The organism is Bacillus sp. MRMR6, assembly GCF_001940785.1.
GTDB lineage: Bacteria > Bacillota > Bacilli > Bacillales > Cytobacillaceae > Neobacillus.
In genome coordinates, this window is record NZ_MSLS01000001.1 from 397,197 (window position 1) to 416,242 (window position 19,046).

12 protein-coding genes are annotated in these 19,046 nt (G+C 38.2%); all 12 read left to right on the forward strand.

From position 1 onward, the window contains the following. Positions 1–31 precede the first annotated feature (31 nt). The 12 genes from BTR25_RS01995 (at position 32) to BTR25_RS02050 (ending at position 19,017) form a co-directional block, all read left to right on the forward strand. Complete coding sequence (locus BTR25_RS01995; RefSeq protein WP_217696952.1) at positions 32–1,234, forward strand: oligogalacturonate lyase family protein; 1,203 nt, start codon at positions 32–34, stop codon at positions 1,232–1,234. A 51-nt stretch (positions 1,235–1,285) separates the two neighbouring features. After that, a complete protein-coding gene (locus BTR25_RS02000; protein ID WP_075685611.1) occupies positions 1,286–2,455 on the forward strand; it encodes an MFS transporter in 1,170 nt (389 codons plus the stop codon). Positions 2,456–2,478: 23 nt separating this feature from the next. After that, positions 2,479–5,073, forward strand: a complete 2,595-nt coding sequence (locus BTR25_RS02005) for an exo-rhamnogalacturonan lyase family protein (RefSeq protein ID WP_075685613.1) — start codon at positions 2,479–2,481, stop codon at positions 5,071–5,073. A gap of 175 nt (positions 5,074–5,248) precedes the next feature. Beyond that, positions 5,249–6,790 (forward strand): extracellular solute-binding protein, encoded by a 1,542-nt coding sequence (locus BTR25_RS02010; protein WP_254842611.1) that lies wholly within the window; start codon positions 5,249–5,251, stop codon positions 6,788–6,790. 97 nt (positions 6,791–6,887) lie between these two features. After that, positions 6,888–7,883, forward strand: a complete 996-nt coding sequence (locus tag BTR25_RS02015; RefSeq protein WP_083652214.1) for an ABC transporter permease — start codon at positions 6,888–6,890, stop codon at positions 7,881–7,883. A 30-nt stretch (positions 7,884–7,913) separates the two neighbouring features. Further along, a complete protein-coding gene (locus BTR25_RS02020; protein WP_139311151.1) occupies positions 7,914–8,807 on the forward strand; it encodes a carbohydrate ABC transporter permease in 894 nt (297 codons plus the stop codon). 197 nt (positions 8,808–9,004) lie between these two features. Continuing rightward, entirely contained in the window at positions 9,005–11,356 is a 2,352-nt protein-coding gene (locus BTR25_RS02025; protein ID WP_083652215.1) for an AraC family transcriptional regulator, read from the forward strand. Between the two features lie 125 nt (positions 11,357–11,481). Next, complete coding sequence (locus tag BTR25_RS02030; RefSeq protein WP_075685615.1) at positions 11,482–13,965, forward strand: glycosylhydrolase-like jelly roll fold domain-containing protein; 2,484 nt, start codon at positions 11,482–11,484, stop codon at positions 13,963–13,965. After that, positions 13,962–14,660: a DUF1961 family protein gene (locus BTR25_RS02035; protein ID WP_075685617.1), complete on the forward strand. Its 699-nt coding sequence runs from the start codon at positions 13,962–13,964 to the stop codon at positions 14,658–14,660. The genes BTR25_RS02030 and BTR25_RS02035 overlap by 4 nt, the downstream gene beginning before the upstream one ends. 43 nt (positions 14,661–14,703) lie before the next feature. After that, positions 14,704–15,327: a YesL family protein gene (locus BTR25_RS02040; RefSeq protein WP_075685619.1), complete on the forward strand. Its 624-nt coding sequence runs from the start codon at positions 14,704–14,706 to the stop codon at positions 15,325–15,327. A gap of 156 nt (positions 15,328–15,483) precedes the next feature. Continuing rightward, on the forward strand, positions 15,484–17,229 hold the full coding sequence (locus tag BTR25_RS02045) for an ABC transporter ATP-binding protein (RefSeq protein ID WP_075685621.1): 1,746 nt from the start codon (positions 15,484–15,486) through the stop codon (positions 17,227–17,229). Between the two features lie 6 nt (positions 17,230–17,235). Next, a complete protein-coding gene (locus BTR25_RS02050) occupies positions 17,236–19,017 on the forward strand; it encodes an ABC transporter ATP-binding protein (protein WP_075685623.1) in 1,782 nt (593 codons plus the stop codon). Positions 19,018–19,046 lie beyond the last annotated feature (29 nt).

Below are 19,046 nucleotides of genomic sequence, written 5' to 3' on the forward strand. Positions count from 1 at the left end.
ATATAGTAGTTTATTTCAGGAGAAAAGAGGAATGAAAATGGGAAAAGGGACAAAATGGCCTGTTGAATGGAAAGAATTTAGAGATCCAATATCGGGAGTAAAGATTACCCAATTAACAGATTATCTAGCGCATAGTTTTCATCTGTATTTTACAAATGACGGCTGGTATGACAACGGAACCAAATTACTCATCTGCTCAGATAGGGAAAATGCGACAAATCTATATAGCTTAGATCTGGTTAATGGAGAAATCACACAAATAACCGACTTAGACCCGAATGTGCCCAAGGGCATACAGGGGACATATATCAATTCTGTTCGGAATGAAGCTTACTTTACATTGGGTAAAACCATAACCAGCATCAATCTTGACAACCTTGAAGAAACGGTCATTTTCAATCAGCCTGCCGGATATAACTTCAGCAACCTAAGCTGTACAGCTGATGGGAAACATTTATGCTTTGGCCTTTCAGAGGATTTATCTAGAAAAATCCAAAGCAATCTATCAGGCGGTTATGTAGGATTTGAGGAAACAGAAGCAGCAAGACCGCACTGCCAGATTTGTCTGCTTTCGTTTGAAACGGGAGAAACGAAAGTCATTCACGAAGAGAAACGCTGGATTGGGCATGTGAATGCTTCACCAACACAACCGCATCTTATTACATTCTGCCATGAAGGCCCTTGGGAAAAAGTAGACCACCGAATTTGGGCAATGAATATAGAGTCTGGAGAAGTTTGGAAAATCAGAGAAGGGGAACCAAACCAATTTGCCGGTCATGAATACTGGCATGCTGATGGAATTCATATTGGATATCATGGATTTACCGATTCTTTAGATCGAAAAGATGGAAAATTCCTAGGATTTACGAAATTTGATAATACAGAACGCCAAGAATTTGAATTCCCTTACCAAAACATGCACATTCATTCTAACGATACAACACTAATTGTAGGTGACGGACAGCAATCAAGTGCCTATCATGGCGAAAAATACCAGGATTGTATTTTCTTATGGAAGAATACGGCTAGTGGGATGGAAGGACCAAGGATTTTAGGCAAGCATCGTGGTAGTTTTCAAGTCCAGCAGCTTCATGTTCATCCGCGCTTCAGTCATGATGCTAGTAAAATCTTATTTACATCTGACCGGACTGGTTACGGGAACATTTATCTTGCAGACGTTCCAGAGTTCGAAAGTCTGCCTGAGCTTGTGGATGGAAAACTAGTTAAGAATTGATTGTGCAACCCAATGCAGCTGACTAGAAAGATCCAATAATAAGGAGAAAAGATGGCTAGACTTTCGCTTTTTTATTTTTTATTTTTCTCAACACAGGCAGTGTTTATTTCGTTTGTGCCATTGTATTTAAAAGATTTAGGGCTAGGCACGAGCCAAATTGGAAGTGTTTTAGCAATGGGGTCTGTTGTCACTGTTTTTTCACAGCCTGTGTGGGGGTTTATAAGTGACCGTATTCAATCTTCAAAGCGGACATTACTCATTGTCCTTTGTGCAACTTTGGTGGGCAGTCTCTTATTTTTCTCAGTTAAGACTTATTTGTTAATCATCTTGTGTTTTCTGCTCGTAAATATGTTTAGAACCTCATGCGGGCCTTTAGCGGACAATATTGCTGTTCTCTATACAAAAAAGCATAACAAAAATTATGGAATGGTCCGTGTTTGGGGAGACGTCGGAGTAGGAACATCCTCTTTGTTACTAGGGATCTTAACGGGTGTTTATGGTATAGAGTATCTTGGCTGGATGTACACAATTATTTTGTTAGCAGCCATCCCCCTTGCCTTTACACTAATTGACAGCAGCCCAAAAAAACAAGTTCCTATAACAGTCCGTTCACTAGGTAAATTAATAAAAAACCGAAAGTATATTAGTTTTATTTTTGTCTGTTTGATCATCTTTGTTCCTCACCGAATGAATGATAGCTTATTTTCCTTATATATTAGTGGTTTAGGTGCTTCCGAAGCTCTCGTTGGAAAGGGGTGGATGATTGCTACGTTCGCTTCACTTCCTGCATTCATCCTAACCGGATACCTGGTAAAACGTGTAACTGAGTGGAAGCTCATTGTGGCTGCAGCCATTTTATATTCAGTCCGGTGGTTTTTATATAGTCAGTTTGATGACCCTGTGATGTTAACGTATTTGCAAGTTATGCAGGGGGTCACATTTCCAATATTTTCAGTCGCTGCCCTTATTTTTATTACAAAAATTGTTCCAGAAAATCTTATCGCAACTGGTCAAATGTTTTATGCAGCTATGATTTCTGGACTTGGGGGGATCATTGGCGGGGCAGGTGGGGGCTGGTTTATGGAAACATATAGCTCACCATTAACCTATAGGCTGTGCAGCCTGCTTTGTTTAAGCGGGGCAATTCTATATTTGGTTATTAGCATTAAAAGTGGGAAAAATAGAAAATTTGCAATCGAAGAAGGTAGTCATAGGGTATAGAATTTACGGATGGGGGAAGTGGAATGAAATTATCATGGTTAAGCAAAGCCCCAAAGGATCAGACAGGGGTTTCATGGGGAGTTCCTTGGGAAAAGGGTGTATTAGATCGCTTAGATTCCCTTTGTCTACAGGATAACAGGGGGAATAAGATACCGACACAGAGCTGGCCGATGGCTTTTTGGCCAGATGGAAGTGTCAAATGGACTGGACATGCCGCAGTTTTGGAAGAATCACTTGGATCCACTTTCGACTTATGTAAAGTGGAAGAATCTGTTTCTACTAGACCTTTAAATGTGAACGAAACCATAGATACCATTGAAGTAGATACTGGCGAAGTTAAATTCACTCTTAACAAACAAGGCAATAGCCTAATTGATTCCATTACAAGAGGAAATAAAGTAATTGGAGAAAATGGAAGATTAATAGCAATCAAAGAAGTCCGAAGTAAGGAAAACGGGATAAAGACCATTAGAGAAGAGGCATTACAAAGTAAGATAAATAAAGTAGAAATAGAACAAGCAGGACCGGTAAGAGCAGTGATAAAAATAGAAGGAAGTCATCAATCTATATTTGGCACTGAAACCATGCTTCCTTTTGTGATAAGATTATACTTTTTTGCAAACGCTTCATCGGTAAGAGCCGTTCATACTCTTCTTTATGATGGAAATCCGGAACAGGATTTTATAAAGGGTGTTGGAATGGAACTAACGGTTCCATTAAGAGGGGAACCATTTAATCGTAATGTCAGATTTTCGGGTGATACTGGAATATTTTCAGAGCCAGCACAGCTATTGCTTACACGACGACATCGAAACGCGGGTGATTTATACGAAAAACAAGTTAATGCTGAAGTCATTACATTTTCTGAGCAACAGCACCAACCATTACTTGAACATGCAAGACAAAATGCAATTTGGAATGATTTTAAGATATTTCAAGATTCTTCAGATCACTACCGGATCATGAAGCGGACAGGTGACGAATACTCGTGGGTCGAATCTACTCATGGAACGAGAGCAACAGGTTTAATGTATGTGGGTGGTGTTGACCATGGTGTTGCCATCGGCTTAAAGAATTTTTGGCAAAAACATCCTTCTTCACTCGAAGTAAATGATCTTAGCAAATCAAAGGCAAAGCTCATAGCATGGTTCTGGTCACCAGATTCAGAAGCAATGGATCTAAGACATTACAATAATGAAACACATGTGGTGAGTGCTTATGAAGGCTTTGATGAACTAAGAGCAACTCCAGAAGGGATTGCTAATACGAGTGAATTGTTTTTCCACTTCTATTCTGAATCCCCGGCAAATGATCATTTAATAGAAAAGGCATTGGAGTGGCAAGCACCATTAGTATTAGTTTGCGAACCAGAATACTATTACCAGACAAAAGCAACAGGAATATGGAGTATTCCTGATCGAAGCACACCTATAAAAATGATGTTGGAAGATCAGCTAGATGCAGCTTTTAATTTTTATAAAAAAGAAATTGAACAGCGTAGATGGTACGGATTTTGGAATTATGGGGATGTCATGCATACCTATGACCCTATTAGACATCAATGGAGGTATGATTTAGGAGGATTTGCGTGGCAAAATACTGAGCTTGTGCCAAATATTTGGCTGTGGTATTCGTTCCTACGCTCCGGTCGGGAAGATGTATTTATTATGGCAGAAGCGATGACCCGGCATACGAGCGAAGTGGATTGCTATCATTTTGGTGAGTATGCAGGATTAGGGTCAAGACATAATGTGGTCCATTGGGGCTGCGGCTGCAAAGAGGCCCGAATTAGTATGGCAGGTCTCCATAAATTCTATTACTTTTTAACGACAGATGAAAGAACACGAGACTTGTTAACAGAGGTAAGAGACTCAGATAAGGCCTTATCCACTCTAGACCCTATGAGAGAGTTTTATACAAATGAACAGCATTCAACTCACGCACGAGTTGGTCCTGATTGGGCGGCATTTTGTTCTAATTGGTTTTCCGAGTGGGAACGAACTGAAAACGAGGCATATAAGGAAAAAATTATTACAGGTATAGAAACTCTCAAGAAGCTTCCGTTGAGATTGTTATCTGGACCTACTTTTGGCTATGATCCAGAAACTAGCACTCTTTTGCATATGGGGGATGGAAACCAAGGAGGCTACCATATGGTCATAGCATTTGGCGGACCACAAGCCTGGATGGAAATTGCCCAAAATCTTGATGATGAAGAATGGGAAGATATGCTTGCTGAATTTGGAGAATTCTATGTACTAAGTAATGAAGAAAAGTTAAAAAGAAGCAATGGTATCCTCCATGATCGACTATTTAGTCTTCCAATGCTAGCTTCTGGGATGGTGGCTTATGCTGCTGCTAAGAAAAAGGATTCAGCACTTGCTGAAACAGCATGGCATCTATTATTAAATGAAGAAATCAGCGAAATGGTGCTGCCAATTAAAGAACAAAAGGTCAATGCATGGAGGAATTTAACCGAAATACCGAGCATCACAACGAATACAACTTCGCAATGGTGTCTAAATACAATCATTGCATTGGAATTAATAGGAGATACCCTAGTAAATAAGGACTTTCAAGAAAGTATTAATTCGACAATAAAGTACTTAAAAGGATAAAAAACTTATGATATCAAGGCTTTTCAAAGTACAAAAAAATGTAATTGTCAGAAAAATGAAAGCGGTTTACATTTAAAGTAGAACATGACTCAGTCAATCGGTTGATACCCAGAAATGGGAGAAGTCATTATGCTGATCAAGATCTAAAAACAAAAGATCGCAGGGGGTATAGAAAATGATGAAAAAAATGAAAAAACTTAAAAAGTTAAAAAGCAAAAAAGTAGTAGTCTCGTTTTTAACTGCTATGCTGCTTACTTCCACCTTAGCAGCCTGTACTAGTTCGGAAACATCAGGAAATGATAGTAAACAAGGAAAAGACACAAAGCCTGAAATTAGAATCATGACGACGGCTTATACACCTGATCCTCCTTCAAATGACAGCTTAGTTATAAAAGAACTTGAGAAATTTACAAATACGAATATTACCATGAACTATGTTTTAGATAGTGCATATGGAGATAAGTTGAATATTACACTAGCATCTGGTGATCTACCTCATATCATGATGATTCCAAGTAAGATTCCTAGTTTCATAAGCGCAGTTAGAGACGGGGCGTTTTGGGAGCTTGGGCCATACTTAAAGGATTATCCGAACCTAAGCCAAGCAAATGAAATTACATTGCAAAATAGTTCTATTGATGGAAAAGTCTACGGTATTTACCGTGCACGTCCGCTTGGAAGACTTGGTGTGACATTTCGTAAAGACTGGTTAACGAACCTTGGTATAGAAACCCCTCAAACAATTGATGAATTTTATAATGTTTTGAAGGCATTTACACATGACGATCCTGACGGCAATGGTCAAGACGACACGTACGGAATGGTCATTTCGAAATACACTGGTCCATTTGATATTATGCAAATTTGGTTTGGTGCTCCAAATAAATGGGGTGTTGGTAAGGACGGAAGCCTAGAGCCTGATTTCTTCTCAGATGAATACATGAATGCATTAAAGTTCTTTAAGAAATTATATGATGAAAAATTAATTAATGAAGACTTTGCCGTTATGGATCCTCAAAAATGGGGTGACCCATTATTAAATGGTCAAGCTGGAGTCATTGTCGATGTATTGGATCGCGGACGCCGTGCTGATGAAGATATGAGAAAAGCAAACCCAGATTTAAAAGAGCCAATTGATATTTTTGGTGCGGTGGAAGGACCAAAAGGACTTCGTTCCCTGCCAACATCAGGATACTCTGGATTGCTAGCAATTCCTAAAACTAGCGTGAAAACAGAAGAAGAGTTAAAACAAGTGTTAGCATTCATTGATAAATTAAGTGAAAAAGAAGCACAAATTCTTGCTTACAATGGTATTGAAGGACGCCACTTTGAGTTGAATGATGGCAAACTAGTGTCACTTGCTACTGATAATAAGGCACTTATTAATGAGTTCACTGACTTAAACCAGTTCTATACAGGCATTCCTGAGAATCGATTCCATCAGCCAGAAATGTCACCAGTTAGAGAAAAGGAACAGCAAATCTTGAAGGATAACGAAGAGATCGTTGTGGCAAACCCTGCAGAAGCATTACTATCTGAAATCTATGCTCAAAAAGGCCAGCAGTTAGATAATATTATCAATGATGCGAGAATTAAATTTATCGTCGGTCAAATCGATGAATCCGGCTTTAAGGATGCCATTAAGTTATGGCGCAGCACAGGTGGAGACGATTACATCAAGGAAATCAATAAACTATACAAAGAAGCAAATAAATAGGATTGATTTTGACAGGCAGTGTTTGTACACTGCCTGTTTTAGAAAATGAATATAATGCAGAAAAACCATAGATGATGAGTATGAAAGGAGAGAAGAGATGGCTGGCCTTAAAGCACAGAATGTTGAAACCGAATTTAGCCAAGTATCAAAGGCACAAACAAAAGCCTCAAAAGCAAAAGTACAATTAAATTTGACCAATCTTCAACGCTTAAAAAGAGATAAATGGCTGTATTTGTTATTAGTCCCAGGTTTAGTTTACTTCATTATTTTTAAATATCTTCCAATGTGGGGAATCGTGATTGCCTTCCAAGATTACTCGCCTTTTCTAGGAGTTTTTGGAAGTAAATGGGTGGGATTTGAGAACTTTATAGATTTCTTTAAAAATCCAGACTTTTTTAGGCTGTTAAGAAACACCTTTATTCTTGCCTGTTTAGATTTAATTTTCTTTTTCCCGGCACCTATTATTCTGGCACTTCTCTTGAATGAATTACGTATTAATTCCTATAAAAGAACAGTGCAAACCTTTATATATGTGCCGCATTTTATGTCCTGGGTAATCATCGCAAGTATTACCTATATCTTTTTTACAACAAGCGGTGGAGTAATTAATGAAATTGTTTCCTATTTTTACGGAAAACCAATTAACTTCCTTTCAGCTCCTGAATGGTTTAGACCATTAATCATGGGTCAAATCATTTGGAAAGAGTCCGGATGGGGTACAGTTATTTTCCTAGCGGCATTATCAACAGTTGATAAAGAGCAATATGAAGCAGCCATAGTCGACGGGGCAGGGCGGATGAGACGCTTATGGCATGTTACACTGCCGGCTGTAAGCAGTACGATTATTGTTCTCTTAATCCTAAGGCTTGGAAATTTCCTTGATACAGGATTTCAACAGATTTTCCTTATGACGAATTCCTTGAATCGTGATGTTGCAGATGTATTTGATACGTATGTCTATTTTGTGGGGATTACACAAGGTGCGTATAGTTACAGTACTGCAGTAGGTTTATTTAAATCAGTAGTGGGAGTTGTCCTAGTATTAGGTGCGAATAAGCTGGCCAAAAAGATGGGTAAGGAAGGTATTTTTTAAGCAGCGGTTTAATTACAGGAGGTGGAAAAAATGGCAGGTATGCCAAAAATGCACAATACCCCGGCAGGAAGGGTATTTGATGTTTTTAACTTTATCTTTTTGGGGTTAATTGGACTATTAATGATTTGTCCGTTTCTATATGTTATTGCAGGTTCATTTGCAACTGAGGCTGAGCTGACAAGAAGAAGTTTCTTTGTCTTCCCGGAAACATTTACTCTAGATGCCTATAAGTATATCTTTGCTACCAATACTTTCGTTCGGAGTATTCTTGTTTCAATGGGTATCACTCTAGTAGGAACATTGGTATGTTTATTCTTTACATTCACAATGGCCTATCCACTTTCAAGAAAAACGCTGATGGGCCGAAGTTTATTTATGAATCTAGTGGTATTTTCGATGTTATTTAGTGGTGGTATGATCCCTACGTACATCGTTGTAAAGTCTTTAGGTTTACTAGATTCTTATTGGGCATTGATTTTACCAATAGCTATCAATCCCTTTAACTTGATCATTGTAAAAACGTTTTTCCAAAATATTCCGATAGAATTAGAGGAAGCAGCAAAGATCGACGGATGTACCGAGATAGGGATTTTTTGGAGAATCATGCTGCCTTTATCTAAGCCAGTAATCGCTACTTTTGCCCTATTTTATGCAGTAGCGATTTGGAATGACTTCTTTAGTGCATTGTTATATATTACTGACAGTGCGAAATGGCCGGTTCAGGTATTGCTTCAACAAATTATTATTCTATCGCAATCACAGCTTGGCGATGCAGCATCAGCGGGAGCTTCTTTTGTGGAGCCGCCGGATCAGTCATTGAAATTAGCTGTCGTTGTTGTTGCTACATTACCAATATTAATTGTGTACCCGTTCCTGCAAAAACACTTTGCCAAAGGGATGCTTTTAGGATCAGTAAAAGGTTAATAGACAAAAACTATAGTCTAAAGGGGCCATTTGCCTTGGATGATTTATTCATTCAAGGCAAATGGCCCTTTTAGTTTTTTGAGTAACCTAAAAAGCAAAATTCAGAACTTCTCCATAAAAGCGCCTTCATTTTTTGACAAAAGTGTGACATAATAGTTCCAAACATGTAAGGGGAAATAAATCTTGGGGGTGTACTAGTGGGTTTGAAAGACAAGAAGGCGAAACGAAAATCATTCCATTGGAGAGGAAGTTTCCATCGTAATAGTTTTATTTTGATATTAGCGATCGCCAGTATTCCAGGCTTAATCACGGGTCTTAGTATCTATTGGTTTGCTGTTGGAAAGGTTGAGAATGAATTAACTTCCATACATGATAGTCAAATCGAGCAAAGGGCAAAAAATATAGATGAGGAATTTAAATACCTAGAGTATTCTACGTCACATTGGGCCTTTGAACCGCGTTTTAGTGAATCATTACAGGATATTGATTTTGTTAAACAATTTACTGAAACCTATGATATTACGAAGACACTGCTTTTATTACAAGGCAGTCATTCACTGATAAAAGATGTAGATTTATATATTGAGAGGGAAAAGCCAATCTTATTTAATAGTGAATATAATGTGTTAGATGAGAAATCAAAGGCTTTTTACCATGATACACTACAAACAGGAAAAAAGTTGCAATGGGCAGAGTACTCAGCAGAAAATGGTTCCGAACATAAAACATTAGCATTTGTGCATAGCATTCCAGCAACCAGTAAGGAACCTTTTGGGTCTATTATCGTTACCATTGACCGCTACAAAGTTCTTCAGCTTCTAAAGACTTTGACGCCATATGATAATGGGGCAACCTTCCTTTTAGACGGTAAGAACGAAATCTTACTGTCGTCCAATAGTACGAAAGATGCCAATTTTGTAAATGTTTTAAAGAATGAGTTAGAGAAGCATAAGAACTCTGAAGGATCTTTTCAACTTGAAAACAATAAAAAAATGTATTCTGTTTCATATGGTCAATTTACGCGAGTTGATTCAAACTGGACCTATGTTTCTGCTGCACCGATGTCTTCGATTACTGCACCACTAGTACTGGTCTCAAGATTGATTTTAATTTTTAGCTTTTCAGCACTTATTTTAGCTTTTGTTTTATCTTGGGTTACATCGAATAGACTATACTCTCCAATTAAAAGATTATTAAACAATTTAGGACATGAAGATGAAGGATTGTGGAAACGTAAAGGTAAGGATGAATTTACAGTCATTGAACAGCAATGGCAGATGCTTTCACAAAAAAGTGATTTAATGCAGACACGCTTAGCAGAACAGCTTTCACAAATTAAGAGTAGTTTTGTACTCCAATTAACCCAAGGGTATTTATATCATTATAGGGAAGAAGATTTACGTACAAGAATGGAGAATTATGGCTGGAATTTAGAAGGTAGATCGTTTACGGCGCTGGAACTTCAGCTTACAGGTTTGAGTGAATCAAAGGTTAGCTTTTCTAATAATGATGAAAGTTTAGTTACATTTACTGCATCTAATATCGTGGAAGAATTAGCCGATGAAATATTTGATCAGTTTAATGTGGTCAGATTTGAGGATTTATCAGTCGGGATATTAGTCATTGAACAACATCACCCATCTTTCCGAGAGAAATTACATCTCTTTGCTGATAAAGTGACACAAACTATAAATGAGATATTAAAAATGCAAGTGACGGTTACAATTAGTGAACCAACTGAGAGTATCAAAAAGATTCCACATATATTTGAAGCGGTCAGAAGCGGTAAACGGTTTAGAATCTTTGAAAATAGTAATCAGGTTATTGACTTGCAAGAACTTGTACGGACAGATAATGTGAATCATTTCCATTATCCATTTGCAATAGAAAAAGAAATTATACAGGCCATTCGAATGGGACAGGCAGATGAAGTGGAAAACTTAATAAAACCATTTCTGCAGGACCTAACAGAGAAGGGCATCAATGAGATTAACTTTCAGCAGGGGGTCATCCAGCTATACAGCAGTATTCAACACGAAATTCTTCATTCGGGAATCCATCCTCATGATCTTTTTGAAGGTAAGAATATGTTTGAAGAACTTTCTCAGCTCCGTGATTCTGAAAGGATTTTAAACTGGTTTACAAAGGATGTCATTCGCCCATATCTTCAAAAGTTGGAAGGCCGAATGAATCTTGAATTAAAACGAGTGATTGAGAAAGTTGTTGTAAAAATACAGGACAGCTATATGGATGATATTTCTTTGGAAAGCTGTGCTGACGAAGTAGGAACAAATCCATATTCTTTAAGTAAGGCCTTCAAACAAATGGTGGGCATTAATTTTATTGATTATTTAACACAATTACGAATTGATAAAGCAAAAGAATTACTTATTCACTCGGATATGAAAATTAATGATATTGCCGAGAGTGTAGGTTACAGACACAGCTACTTCAACCGGATCTTTAAAAAGCAAATCGGTGTTCCGCCAAGTCAATACCGGAAACTCAATCAGGATTTTAACCAAATAAAAGCCGAAAACGATGGTTAGCAAATAACCATCGTTTTTCTTTATTTTAAAAGCTTTTGTCTACTTAAACAAAAAAGTATGGTTGTAGGAAAAATCAAATCATTCTATAGTAAGACAAAAACAGCTGATTAGTGAGCAGGTGGAAAATGAATAAAAACTTATATCACCAATTTTTACAGCCGTCTGATGAGTTTACACCTATACCATTTTGGTTTTGGAATGATCTTATAACAAATGATGAAATTATTAGGCAAATCCGTGATTTTAAGGAAAAAGGTGTAATGGGGTTTGTTATTCATCCAAGAATGGGTATGCCAAAAGAGATTGGTTACTTGTCTGACCTTTATTTAGACTTTGTAGAAACTGCAGTCCAAGAGGCTGCAAAACTTGGAATGCAGGTCATGTTATATGATGAAGCGATGTATCCATCCGGTTCGGCAAAGGGTCTAGTTGTAAAAGATCATCCTGAGTATGCAAGCCGAGGATTAAGAATGGAAGAATATCATACCAGTGGGAATCTTGAAATAATCTTAAGATTAGTAACAGGGGAAACACTTGTTTCTGCACAGGCTGTTGAAAGAACCTCCGAAAGCAGGAATCGTCCCAGCAGTACTCAAATCTTGGAGGTTCATGATGAAACCCTTAAGTTTATTCCGCCCAACGAAAATGAATGGTCTGTTCTTTTATTTATTGAAACATTTTCAAATGGGACGATTAGAGGAATTCATTTTGGTGAGGATGATGGTGAAACAGGGGCCCCTCCTTCAGCAGATTTGTTAAATCCTGATGCAGTAGCAAAATTTATTCATCTTACCCACGAACGATACTATAGCAGACTAAAAAAATATTTTGGAAATACGATACAAGCCTTTTTTACAGATGAACCAGAAATATTGGGCCGCGGCAGCAGAAAAAGATTGATACCTTGGACCTATGGTTTTATGGAATGGTACATCCAGAACGGTAATTGTGAAACGGACCTTCCTGCCTTATTTCTTGATTTGGGGGAACGAACAGAAAGGGTTCGGAGAAATTATCAAAAATCTGTAAAGATACGCCTGGAGGATGCTTTTTACAAACCAATCAGCGAGTGGTGCATGAATCACGGGATTGCTCTGACAGGACATCCTGCCCAAAGCTGTGACATTGGTCTTCTTCATCACTTTCAAATCCCAGGTCAAGATCTTGTTTGGCGCTGGGTAGCACCTGAGGATGACAAGGGAGTGGTTGGACCACATAGCACGGTGGCGAAATGTTCTGCTGATGCTGCCCGTCATCGTGGCAGGAGGAGAAACCTGAATGAATTCTTAGGGGTTTGTGGGAAAGAAAGTGGATGGGATTTAAGTCCTGGGGATATGAAATGGTACATGGATTGGCTCTTAGTCAGAGGCGTTAATCTGCTATGCCCACATGCCTTTTATTTTTCAATCGATGGAAGGAAGCGCAGCCATGAAAGACCGCCAGATGTGGGTCCGAACAATCATTGGTGGCCTTATTATCAATCTTTTTCCGAATACATGAAGAGGTTAAGCTGGCTAATGACAGATAGTGTTAACCAAACCGGCATTGCTGTGTTATGCAAGGACAATAATCTGCCTTGGAAAATCGTTAAGCCCTTATACGAAAATCAATTAGAATTCAATTACTTAGAGGAAGCCCTTTTACCAGACTGTGACCTCGACCAAGGGAAGCTAAAAATTCAAAACCAGTCATACGATGTGCTTTTAATTGAACAGTTTGAAACATTGGAAGATAACACTTGTCAAATACTAGAGCAATGGATTGCTAGCGGAGGAAAGGTGATCATTTATGTTGAGCAACAGCATTCTGAAATAATAAGAAATGCCACATATGCTCATACGTTAGAGGAACTATTAAGATCGATCAATACCAACCGAAAAATCGAGTTGAAATCAGCATCTAAAGATATTCGTGTCAGTCATCTAGTCAAAGAAGGCATTCACTTTATCTTACTTGTAAATGAAGGTGAATTTCCATATGATGGCACGGTTCTAGTGGATGTAAAGGGGAAGGTGGAAAAGTGGAATCCATGGAGTGGGTCTCGTGATGTGACGGGAGTATCTGTGAACTTGAATAAAATGGAAATTCCTATTTCGATAAATAGAAGGGAAAGTCTACTCCTTTATGTAAATGAATCTGAAACACCTATCAATGATAAAGGAGTAAAGCAGTTTGAAAGTTTTCTATTAGCTTCCATCAAGGATCACTGGAACATCATGAGGGATTCGGAACAATTGAACACGATGTTCCTAGAATCTTGGACGAATTGGCCGGATTTTAAATACTATTCTGGTACATTAGTCTATCAAAATTCTTTCTTTATTGATGATGACCAAGAACTATTTGACCAGATTACCTTGAACCTTGGAACCGTTTTTGAATCGGCACATGTTTGGATCAATAACCAAGATGCAGGAGTAAAAATGTGGGCACCGTATGTTTTTGAAATCAAACGTTTCTTAGAACCTGGCCATAATAGCATCAGAATTGCTGTTACGAATAGCAAAGCCAATCAAATGGATCATAGGCCTAACCCATCAGGTTTACTGGGTCCAGTTGTTATTGAAGGCTATAAACTTGATGAAAAAGCAGGAGGATTCATCGAATGAACGAAAAAAAGTTTGAAACGGGAGAATGCCTTTATCGAAATTCTCTAAGTAGCAAAAAAGATATTGAGAATTGGAGATTGGAAGGAAAGGCAAGGATCAGTTTCAAGGAAAACCGTTTACATTTGGAGAATGAGTTAGACCCTCAAGAATATGGGGACAATGCTCATTGGGTGTTCTGGTGTCCTGTGAATTTTCCTGATAAAGTGATGATTCAATGGGATTTTTACCCTATAAGGGAGCCTGGACTTTGTATGATTTTTTTTGCAGCCGCGGGCAGAAAGGGTGAGGATCTTTTCGATGAACAATTAGCTGCAAGAAATGGGAGATATCCAGAGTACCATTCTGGTGAAATAAATGCTTTGCATTTATCCTATTTTAGGCATAAACATGCCGACGAACGTGCTTTTCGTACTTGTAATTTGCGAAAGAGCCATGGATTCCATTTAGTTGCAGCAGGTGCTGATCCTCTCCCGCCTGCAGAGGATGCCATATCGCCTTATCATATGAAACTAATAAAGTATGAAGGAATGGTTCAATTTTCTATTAATGACCTTCCTATCCTTGAATGGGAAGATGATGGTGAAACATATGGTCCTATTTTGAGAGGTGGAAAGATAGGTCTTAGACAAATGGCACCTATGAAAGCTGCCTATACAAACTTAACCGTACATCAAGCAATCATTCAACGTGAATAAGACACCATACTTGAAAAATTAAAGATCATAGGGGGATGCAGCGATGCAGATGAATGGAGTATTAGGCGGATTTTATCGGCTGTGTGAATGGGTTATGAAGTTGGCCTATATCAATATTTTATGGATTTTCTTTTCCATCCTTGGTTTGGTTGTTTTGGGATTGTTTCCTGCAACAACAGCGATGTTTGCCATTGTTAGAAAAATGCTGATGGGCGAAGACGATGTCCCAGTATTTAAAACCTTCTGGGCAACATATAAAATTGATTTCATAAAAAGTAACCTTTTAGGTCTTACGATGGTGGTCGCTGGATACATATTATATATTGATCTCGCATTTCTGAGAACAACAGCAGGTCTCCTGAATTTACTCTATTACCCAACTTTAATGGTTAGTTTAGGATTTATTTTAACCGCATTTTATGTGTTTCCAACTTATGTACATTTTGATATTAAACTGCTTCAAGTAATAAAGAATGCTTTTATCATCATGCTTATGAATCCTATTTCAACCATTTTAATGGTAATGGGGAGTATAGCCATATTTTTTTTAATGACAACGATTCCAGGATTAATCCCGATCTTTAGCGGCAGCTTTCTAGCGATTGTGCTCATGTGGTCCTCTTTCTTTGCTTTTTCGAAAATAAAGCAGAATCAAGAAGCCGCTTAAGAAATTGGAGAAGACCACCAGAACGTTTATGGTGGTCTTCCCTAATTTACTAACGAGACGGATAAAAAAATTCTAAAACAATATTCATAAGTCTGCTTGTAAGAAAATAAGATGTATTTATGTTTAAACACAGACACTTGGAAGGGGGCGTGAAGTATGCAAAGCTTGCGCTGGGCATGGAGCTACATTCGAAATTATAAAAAAAGGTTGTTTATCGGCCTGCTGTTAGCACTTTCTGTTTCAGCCCTAAATATGTTGAATCCGTACTTGGCAGGAAAAATCGTGGATGATGTAATGTACGGACAAAATAAGAGTTTGCTATGGCCGTTTATTGGGTTAATGATTGGAGTTACAGTTGTTAGAACCTCTGTCCGATATGGGTATCAAATTATGTTTGAAAATCTATCTCAGAACGTCATTTTTAGAATAAGAAAAAACCTCTATCAAAGGCTCCTCCAGTTGGATTTTAGCTTTTATGACCGCACCAAAACCGGAGACATTATGGCCCGGATGACAGGTGACATGGAAGCGATTAGACATTTTACGGCCTTTTCGATTTATATGATCTTTGAAAATATAACCGTGTTAATCTTTGCGATTATCTTTATGTTTACCATCCATCCACCATTGGCTGCAGCGATTTTAGCTGTTACACCTATTATCGGTTATTTTGCATTTAGACTTTCTAATGATGTAAAACCTACATTTACAGAAATCAGAAATCAATTTGCCAATCTTAACTCAGTAGTTCAAGAAAATATAAGTGGAAATCGTGTAGTCAAGGCTTTTGCCAAAGAAGACTATGAGATTGAAAAATTTTCTATGGAAAATAACGCATTTAAGGAGAAAAATCTGCAATCTGCCAGAGTATGGGAGAGATATCTGCCAGTCCTTGATTCGCTAGCCGGTGTCTTCATTGTCATTATGATCTTGGCAGGTGGGATCATGGTGATAGGCGGTACCCTAACTATAGGAGAATTAGTCATGTTTAACTCCTTAATATGGGCTTTGAATAATCCAATGCGGATGGCTGGTTGGCTGATTAATGACACACAAAGGTTTATTGCGTCTGCAGAAAAAGTAGAAGAATTACTTGAAACGAAATCTGCCATTAACAGTGGAGACAAAGGAACTAGCTTGACTGTAGAGAAAGGAAAAGTTGAATTTGATCATGTTTATTTTAGCTATGGTGATGGATTAGTCTTGGATGATATTAGCTTTACTGCCAGCCCAGGACAGACAATTGCTGTAATTGGACCAACAGGATCAGGGAAGTCAACGTTGGTAAATTTACTTAGCCGCTTTTATGACACAACAAGTGGAGAAGTAAGAGTAGCAGGAATCAACATCAAGGAATGGGATACCCATAAATTAAGGTCCGAAATGGCAACCGTCATGCAGGATATATTTCTTTTTTCCGATACCATCGAGGGAAACATCGCTTATGGTGAGCCTCATGCTTCCATGGAAAAAGTTCAAAAAGCAGCAAGGATGGCAGAAGCACATGAATTTATTTCCTCCTTACCCGAAGGCTATGACACCATTGTGGGTGAAAGAGGAGTAGGTCTATCTGGAGGCCAGAAACAGCGAATCGCACTTGCACGTGCCCTTTTAAAGGACCCGGGAATTCTAATCCTTGATGATACCACCTCGAGTGTCGACATGGAAACGGAAGAGAAAATCCAACAGACGTTAAAGACCCTTCAACAGACGATCACGTGCTTTATCATTGCCCATCGCATTTCTTCTGTTAAAGAAGCAGATCAAATCCTAGTTATGGAAAACGGGAAAATTATTGAAAGAGGAAACCATGAAGAGTTACTCGAGAAAAGAGGATACTATTACAACGTTTATCAGAACCAGTATGGAAACTTTGATATTGAGCTAATGGCAAGGAAGTGAGAATGAATGGCACGCAATAAATTCAATGTAGACGAGGAATTGGATACTCCGTTTAATGTCGTCCATCTTAAGAGATTACTAGTGTATTTAAAACCGTTTAAAAACACAATTATGTTAACGGTATTGATTATGCTTGTCGCAAGCTGTGCTAATTTAATTGGACCCTATCTAATAAAAAAAGCAATTGATGATGAAATACCTTCAGAGAATATAGCTGGTCTATTTATGCTCGCAGGAGTTTATCTATTTGCCTTAATGATAACAGGAATCTGTATGAAATTTAGAATTAGAATGATGTCTGAAATAGGCCAAAGTGTGATTAAAAACATCCGAAAGGATTTGTTTACTCACCTGCAGAAGTTATCATTTTCTTTTTACGATAGTCGTCCACATGGGAAAATCTTAGTCAGGGTTGTGAACTATGTAAATTCATTAAGTGACTTATTGTCAAACGGATTAATAAATTTGATTACAGACTTATTTAGTCTTTTGGTCATTATAGGTTTCATGCTAGCGATTGACCCTAAATTGACGTTATACGCAATGGCAGGATTTCCGATATTGGCTGCCATCATATTCCTCATTAAAAATGCTCAAAGAAGGGCTTGGCAAAATTTAAGCAATAAAGTATCAAATATGAATGCCTATATGCATGAAAGTATAAGTGGAATTAAGGTGACTCAAGCCTTTGTTAGGGAAGAGGAAAATAAAAGAATCTTCCACGAAGTATCGGATGGATACCGCAAATCATGGATTAGAGCGATTAGAGTTCATTTTCTGCTTTGGCCTTCTATTGAAAACATCTCTGTACTGACCGTTTCGTTTATCTATGTGATTGGTATTTCCATGATCGGGGAAGGAGTCACAGTGGGGTCCTTGGTTGCCTTTATCGGTTATATCTGGATGTTCTGGGGACCCTTAGCGAACATTGGAAATTTCTATAATGCCATTATTAATGCTACCGCCTATTTAGAGAGAATTTTTGAGATGATGGATGAAAAGCCATTCATCTTAAGTGATCCAAACGCGAAAGAACTCCCTCATATCAAAGGTAAAGTGGAGTTTGAAAATGTTGTGTTTGGTTATGAAAAAAATGGCAGGAACTTGGATCACATCAATTTCAAGGTGAATCCGGGTGAAACAATTGCGATTGTCGGTCCAACCGGGTCGGGGAAAACTACCATTGTAAGTTTATTAAGCCGATTCTATGATATTAATAGCGGCAAAATTAATATTGATGATATCGATATAAAATCCGTTACGATTTCCTCGCTTAGGAGACAAATGGGTGTAATGCTCCAGGATCCGTTTATCTTTTCAGGTACAATACTAGATAATATCCGGTATGGCCGATTAGATGCAACGGACGAAGAGGTCATGGAGGCAGCGAAGGCAGTGCAGGCACATCAATTTATCGTCCAATTAAAGAATGGTTATTTAACAGAAGTAAATGAAAGAGGAACCATGCTATCCAACGGACAAAGGCAGCTTATTTCCTTTGCTAGGGCATTATTAGCCAACCCGAAAATCCTCATATTAGATGAGGCAACTTCTTCCATTGATACCGAGACAGAATTGGCCTTACAAAAGGGACTTGAGGTACTGCTTGAAGGTAGAACATCGTTTATCATAGCACACCGCTTATCTACCATCCAAAATGCAACCAGAATCTTATTTATTGAAAAAGGGAAGATTGTTGAGGAAGGTACACATACAGAATTGTTGGATAAAAAGGGATATTATTGGAAGTTGTACACTTCCCACTATTCATCCCTAGATGCTGGTTAACTTACAAAAGCCCTCAGGTGTAGATCCTG

Coding starts and splice junctions, on each gene's coding strand:
- BTR25_RS02010 (WP_254842611.1), top strand. CDS start 5,249: ATGATGAAAAAAATGAAAAAACTTAAAAAGTTAAAAAGCAAAAAAGTA.
- BTR25_RS02035 (WP_075685617.1), top strand. CDS start 13,962: ATGAACGAAAAAAAGTTTGAAACGGGAGAATGCCTTTATCGAAATTCT.
- BTR25_RS02040 (WP_075685619.1), top strand. CDS start 14,704: ATGCAGATGAATGGAGTATTAGGCGGATTTTATCGGCTGTGTGAATGG.
- BTR25_RS02045 (WP_075685621.1), top strand. CDS start 15,484: ATGCAAAGCTTGCGCTGGGCATGGAGCTACATTCGAAATTATAAAAAA.
- BTR25_RS02015 (WP_083652214.1), top strand. CDS start 6,888: ATGGCTGGCCTTAAAGCACAGAATGTTGAAACCGAATTTAGCCAAGTA.
- BTR25_RS02050 (WP_075685623.1), top strand. CDS start 17,236: ATGGCACGCAATAAATTCAATGTAGACGAGGAATTGGATACTCCGTTT.
- BTR25_RS02000 (WP_075685611.1), top strand. CDS start 1,286: ATGGCTAGACTTTCGCTTTTTTATTTTTTATTTTTCTCAACACAGGCA.
- BTR25_RS02005 (WP_075685613.1), top strand. CDS start 2,479: ATGAAATTATCATGGTTAAGCAAAGCCCCAAAGGATCAGACAGGGGTT.
- BTR25_RS02030 (WP_075685615.1), top strand. CDS start 11,482: ATGAATAAAAACTTATATCACCAATTTTTACAGCCGTCTGATGAGTTT.
- BTR25_RS01995 (WP_217696952.1), top strand. CDS start 32: ATGAAAATGGGAAAAGGGACAAAATGGCCTGTTGAATGGAAAGAATTT.
- BTR25_RS02020 (WP_139311151.1), top strand. CDS start 7,914: ATGGCAGGTATGCCAAAAATGCACAATACCCCGGCAGGAAGGGTATTT.